Consider the following 6,266-nt stretch of genomic DNA (forward strand, 5'->3'; position numbering starts at 1 on the left):
AATACTCTACTTTGCGGCTGTATCATCTTCGCCAGCTGCATCTGCGCTATTGGCAAGCTTATTGGTAATTGTCGCCTTGCCACGTACTTCATCAAGCCATGTTGAAGACATTTGCGACACTTGCTGAGAGACAAGACCCTTGCGAATCTCATCCTTCTTCTCCTCAAGAGTAGCTGTATGTGCTTCTTTGCGATCCGTCAGCTTGATGACCTTGTATCCGTCATCCGTCTTGATCGGTGTGCTGATCTCATCCTTGGTTAATTTAAAAGCGGCCTCTTCAACGGCTTCTTCACCGTTCTCGCCCTTGCCGAAAAATCCGGTGTCGCCGCCGCTATCCTTCGTAGCTGTATCCAACGATTTGCTCTTCGCCAGTTCAGCAAAATCCGCACCACCGTTCAATTCCTTGATGATGCTCTTCGCTTCATCCTCTGTTCCGACAAGAATAACGGAAAGACGGACTTCCTCCGGCGTATTGAAGGATTCTTTGTACTGATCAAATGTTTCTTTGACTTGTTCATCGGTAACATTAATTTTCGGCTCGAGCAGCTTCGTCAGCTTGAGCTGCATATCAAGGCGCTCTTTGAACTCATCCAATGTCATCCCGGAAGAAGCGAGCGCTTGATTAAACGCATCTTCTGAACCGAAGGACTCTTTGTAAGTTTCAATTTCTTTATCGATATCAGCAGCGGTTATCTGAACGTTAGCCTTCTTCGCTTCCTGGTTCACCAGCTCACGGTTAATGAGGTTGTCAAGCGCTGCTTCTCCACCCCCGGAGGCGGCCAATTCATCAAACAGAGTGTCTTTGGAAATCTCAACTCCATTGACCGTAGCGATCGCCTCAGCCTTATTGCTGGCAAACGGCGGCTTAATAAGCACGATGATCAGCAATACAGCAAGCACCAGCGATACGATCGGCCACACCTTGGAGCCTGACTTCCCGCTGTTCTCAGGCTCCTGGGATGGCGTCCAGCTATAATGCTCGACAGGCTTAGGCTCATCGCGGTCATCAGCCAGCTCTTCCTTCACTACATTTTCTCCGTCCGCTTCATCTGTGTTGTCCGCTTGCGGTTGTTCTTCTATATCTGTCTGATTATTCTCTGTAGTCTCTGCCGAAGCATGGGACTCTGTTGTCAAGTTTGCTTCCTCGCTATCAGGAACAGCTTGTCCGGCCGAATCCTCATGATCATTCTCCGGTTCGCCCGCCGTGTCCTCTTGCTTGCCTGTTAGCTCAAGATCTTTCTCTTTGTCTTCCATTCAGCTTGTGACTCCCTTCTTCAATTGGAAACTCTTTCACTTCTATGACTTTAACAGATTTGTCCCTTTTTAACCTTAAAGAAATATAAAATATTGTTTTTTTATTTGCTTTTTGTGAACAATCAATATGTAAGATCGAGCTATCATTTCTGTTCTGGCTCAAAAAGTAGTAAAATGATAAGGAAAACACGTTCGGGAGGAACTGAAAAAATGGATTATCAAAATTATTTCCAAAATAACCGCCAGACTCATCTGGATGAGCTGACGGAACTGTTGAAAATCGCTAGCATCTCGGCACTGTCTGATCATAAAGGTGATGTACAGAAGGCGGCTGAATGGATTGCAGGCTCGCTTCGTCAAGCGGGAATGGAGAACGTAGAGGTTAACCCTACGGCTGGACATCCTATCGTAACTGGCGAATATTTGCACGCCCCTGGAAAGCCAACGGTACTCGTATACGGGCACTATGATGTGCAGCCCGTTGACCCGCTCAATCTGTGGGATACGCCGCCATTCGAGCCTTCGATCCGTGACGGCAAGCTATACGCTCGCGGCGCTACCGACGACAAAGGACAAATGTTCCTACATATCAAAGCTGTAGAAGCGATCCTCAAGCAAGAGAAAGAGCTTCCTGTAAATATCAAATTCTGCATCGAGGGTGAAGAAGAGGTTGGCAGCCCGAATCTTCCTATTTTCCTGGAGAAAAATCAGGACAAACTGGCAGCCGACGTCGTGGTCATCTCCGATACTTCACTGCTTGAGCCTGGCAAGCCGGCCATCTGCACGGGACTTCGTGGTCTTTGCTCCCTGGAAGTTAGCGTGCATACGGCAAATACGGACCTGCACTCCGGTACATTTGGCGGCGGAGTTCCTAATGCGCTGCATGCGCTCGTGGCTTTGCTTGCTTCCCTGCATGACGACAAAGGACGCGTGGCTGTGGAAGGCTTCTATAAAGGCACGCCTGAGCTGCCTGTTGAATTGAGAGAGGAGATCTCCAAGCGCGGGCTGGATGAGAACAAGCTTGCAGCAAGCCTCGGCCTGGAGACGTTGTATGGCGAAGAAGGCTACAGCTTCGCAGAACGTACCGGTGTTCGTCCAACCTTGGAGCTGAATGGGGTATACGGCGGTTTCCAAGGCGAGGGCAGCAAAACCGTAATTCCGAAGGAAGCTCATGCCAAGATTACTTGCCGTCTGGTTGGCGATCAAGACCCGCAGGATATTCTCGATAAGATCGATGTTCACCTGCAACAGCGTGTGCAGCCCGGCGCCAAGCTGGTCGTGAAGCAGATGGAAAAAGCTCACGCCTTCAACATCGATCCGGAGATTCCAATGCTGCAAAAGGCTGCTGACGCTTATGAGAAAGTGTATGGGACGCGCGCTTTGTTCACCAAGGACGGCGGCTCGATCCCGATCGTAGAGACCTTGTCCCGTGTTCTTGAAGCTCCGGCTGTCATGATGGGCTTTGGTCTTCCTGACGAGAACCTGCATGCACCAAACGAGCACTTCAACCTTGAAAACTTCGACAAAGGTCTGCTGACCATCGTTGAATATCTGAAATCCCTGTAGCTGCGGGATGTAATCGCAAAAAGGCTATCCGCCAGGTCATTTACGGATGACGGGCGGATAGTCTTTTTTTGCATAAAAAACCTCCGTCTTTCTTCCAACCGGAAGAAAAAGAAGGTCCAAGAACTCGGCGACCTCGATTAAACCGTCAGATTTAACTTCCCAAGCTGGATCTTGGCGGAGATATGCTCTCAGACGCTGAATTGCGCCCGTAGATCTGCCCGCTCCACAGCATAATGATTGGACGCATAACGCTGGACACAACGCTGGAAGGCTTCTATAAAAGCCCATCTGAGCTTCCTGCTGAAATGAGTTTGAGTAAATTTACGTGCTGGATCGTATATAGTAATAATCCAATCGATTACTTCTGATCGATGAGGTTACAATGTAGATAACACAAACTTGCATTTTATCAAAAATAAGAGGTGTTTCTTGGATGTGGCATTCAAAATCGCAGGAAGAAGTGCTTAAGGAGCTGCAAGTCAATCCGGCGGTTGGGCTTTCAGAGGAAGAAGTAAGCGCGAGGCTGGAGCAGCACGGGCCAAACAAACTAAGGGGCAAACCGAAAAAAAGCATGCTCGCTCTGTTTCTGGCCCAGTTAAAGGATATGCTCATTTATGTGCTATTGGGCGCAGCGGTAGTAACCCTTATCGTAGGGGAATATGTGGATGCCATCATTATTCTGGCTGTTGTTCTGCTCAATGCACTGATCGGCGTATTCCAGGAGCACAAGGCGGAAAAGGCTATTGAGGCCCTTCAGCAAATGACTACGCCCAAGTCGCTCGTTCGCCGTCAAGGAGAAGTGAAGGAGATCAATTCCGAGGATATCGTTCCCGGGGACATTGTGATACTGGATGCGGGTCGATACATACCGGCTGATCTCAGACTGCTCGAGAGCGCCAACTTGCAGATTGAGGAATCCGCTTTAACTGGGGAGTCCCTGCCTTCGGATAAGGATGCCGCTTCTCTGTTCGAAGATCCCAAGACTCCAATTGGGGATATGTCCAACATGGCCTTCATGTCTACCCTGGTAACCTATGGAAGAGGGGAAGGCATTGCCGTAGCTACAGGGATGAACACAGAAATGGGGAAAATCGCGACGATTCTGGATGAAGACATCCATGAGATGACCCCGTTGCAGAAGAAGCTTGAAGAGCTTGGCAAGACGCTGGGCTTCATCGCTATAGGCATATGCGTGCTGATTTTCGTTATCGGTCTTATTCAGAAGCGCGATATATTTGAGTTATTCCTGACAGCCATCAGCTTGGCTGTGGCAGCGATTCCGGAAGGCCTTCCGGCGATTGTTGCGATTGTGCTTGCACTAGGCGTAACCAGAATGTCCAGAATCAACGCTATCGTGAAGAAACTTCCCGCTGTAGAGACGCTGGGCTCTGTCAATATTATTTGTTCCGACAAGACAGGTACGCTAACGCAAAATAAAATGACGGTCGTCAAGTACTACACCGCTACTCCCCTCGGTGATGAACCTCCGGTGGAGTTAATTAAATCATTCGTGCTCTGTTCCGATGCGACGCATGAGAACGGAGAAAGCACGGGAGATCCGACCGAGGTTGCCCTCGTCATTTACGGTGAACAGAACCAAATTATGAAGAAATCGCTGGAGGCTGAGTACAAAAGAGTCTCGGAAAAGCCTTTCGACTCCGACCGCAAGCTCATGTCCACATTAAACAAGACGAGAACAGGCTACCGTGTTCATACTAAAGGAGCCCTCGATCAATTGCTGAATATTTCAACCTCTGCCATTGTAAGCGGGGAAGTGGTTCCCTTAACCGAGGAGCTGAAGCAGCAATATGTGAAAGCGGCCGAGGGAATGTCGGATAATGCCTTGAGAGTGCTTGGCGCAGCATACAAAGACACGGAACAGCTTCTGTCAGCGGATGAGATGGAACAAGATTTAACGATCCTGGGCTTCGTCGGCATGATTGACCCGCCGAGACTTGAAGTGAAGGACTCTATCCAAGAGGCGAAGTCGGCCGGTATTACTGCTGTGATGATTACGGGAGACCATCGGAACACAGCTGTAGCCATTGCCAAGGAGCTCGGCATTGCCAATTCGATCGACCAGAGCATGACCGGTGCAGAAATTGATGAGCTCTCTGACGAGGTATTTGCGCAAAAAATCAAAAATATTCGAGTCTTTGCCCGCGTCTCGCCAGAGCACAAAGTGAAGATCGTGAAAGCTTACAAAGCGCAAGGAAATACGGTATCGATGACCGGTGACGGGGTAAATGATGCTCCTTCCTTAAAGAACGCCGACATCGGCGTTGCCATGGGAATCACTGGCACCGACGTGTCGAAGGGCGCCAGCGACATGATCCTGACGGATGATAACTTCACCACGATTGTGCATGCGATCCGGGAAGGACGAAATATCTACTCGAACATCCGTAAGACCGTCACTTTCCTCTTGTCCTGTAATTTCGGAGAGGTCATTGCCATCCTGGCATCGATCTTGTTCTTCTGGCCACTGCCGCTATTGGCTACGCAGATTCTCTGGGTCAACCTGGTCACAGATACGCTGCCGGCTATCGCGCTGGGTGTGGATCCAGGCGAAAAGGATGTGATGAAGCGAAAGCCGAGAGATCCCAAGGAAAGCTTTTTTGCCGGTGGTGCGGCATTCCGGGCCATTCTTGGCGGCGTTCTGATCGGAGCTTTAACTTTAGTTGCCTTTTACCTGGGATTAAGAGAGCATGGCTTTAGCCTGAACTCGGCGAATATCTCCGAAGAGGCGATGACTTATGCCCGGACAATGGCCTTTGTTGTTCTTGCCGCATCGCAGTTGTTTTACTCGTTCTCCAAGCGAAGCGACACGAAATCAATTTTCCAGATCGGCTTGTTATCCAACAAGTTTCTGGTTGGCGCGGTCGCGGCGGGTCTGATTCTCCAGTTTGCCTCGATCAGCATTCCATTCCTGGCGGCGGCATTCCAAGTGCACAATCTATCCCTCGTTGATTGGGGAGTAGTCATTGGTTTGTCCTTGCTTCCGCTCATCATAAACGAGATTATCAAGATGTTCATGCGAATGGGCGCGGTGAAGCAAGCCTAAGACAAGAATGAAATGTCCTATAACGAGCAAGGCTGTCGATGAAACGATGGCCTTGTTTTTTTGTACGCCCAGCATAGGCCAGGAAGATAAAATAAAACAAAAAACCTCCCCTTTCTTCCCGCTATGGAGGGAAAAGGAAGGTCCATGTTCTCTGCGCCCTTGGTAAAACCGTCAGATTTTTAGCTCCCCAAGCTTGATCAGCTCAACAACCGCCTGCGCGCGACCCTTGACATTAAGCTTTTGCATGACATTGGAGATGTGGTTTGAAACACACCAAAATTTATCGCTTATGTTGAAATTTCCGTAATGTTAATCAGTTCTTTAATCTCTTCAATCGTGAAACACGGGTACCTACTGTGAATCATACTGTGACAATTTGAAC

At 49.2% G+C, this 6,266-nt stretch carries 3 protein-coding genes and 1 pseudogene; 2 read left to right on the top strand and 2 right to left on the bottom strand.

All coding sequences use genetic code 11. The features are described from left to right. Positions 1 to 6: 6 nt before the first annotated feature. The gene (locus tag BN1360_RS01690; RefSeq protein ID WP_068778179.1) at positions 7 to 1,254 is read right to left on the bottom strand and encodes a peptidyl-prolyl cis-trans isomerase; all 1,248 of its coding nucleotides are present in this window, start codon (positions 1,252 to 1,254) and stop codon (positions 7 to 9) included. 210 nt (positions 1,255 to 1,464) lie between these two features. Here BN1360_RS01690 and BN1360_RS01695 point away from each other — a divergent pair, with 210 nt between their 5' ends. Next, the gene (locus tag BN1360_RS01695; protein WP_068778180.1) at positions 1,465 to 2,820 is read left to right on the top strand and encodes a dipeptidase; all 1,356 of its coding nucleotides are present in this window, start codon (positions 1,465 to 1,467) and stop codon (positions 2,818 to 2,820) included. Between the two features lie 433 nt (positions 2,821 to 3,253). Then, positions 3,254 to 5,884 (top strand): cation-translocating P-type ATPase, encoded by a 2,631-nt coding sequence (locus BN1360_RS01700; protein WP_068778182.1) that lies wholly within the window; start codon positions 3,254 to 3,256, stop codon positions 5,882 to 5,884. A gap of 171 nt (positions 5,885 to 6,055) precedes the next feature. Here the strand turns inward: BN1360_RS01700 and BN1360_RS01705 are convergent. Continuing rightward, a pseudogene (locus BN1360_RS01705) lies at positions 6,056 to 6,157 on the bottom strand (LuxR C-terminal-related transcriptional regulator); the annotation flags it as partial. Positions 6,158 to 6,266: the final 109 nt, after the last annotated feature.

The sequence above is a fragment of the Paenibacillus sp. GM2 genome, from assembly GCF_900069005.2.
Taxonomy (GTDB): domain Bacteria; phylum Bacillota; class Bacilli; order Paenibacillales; family Paenibacillaceae; genus Fontibacillus.

Bases quoted from the DNA above. Each gene is read 5' to 3' on its own strand.
- BN1360_RS01690 (WP_068778179.1), bottom strand. From the start codon at position 1,254: ATGGAAGACAAAGAGAAAGATCTTGAGCTAACAGGCAAGCAAGAGGAC.
- BN1360_RS01695 (WP_068778180.1), top strand. From the start codon at position 1,465: ATGGATTATCAAAATTATTTCCAAAATAACCGCCAGACTCATCTGGAT.
- BN1360_RS01700 (WP_068778182.1), top strand. From the start codon at position 3,254: ATGTGGCATTCAAAATCGCAGGAAGAAGTGCTTAAGGAGCTGCAAGTC.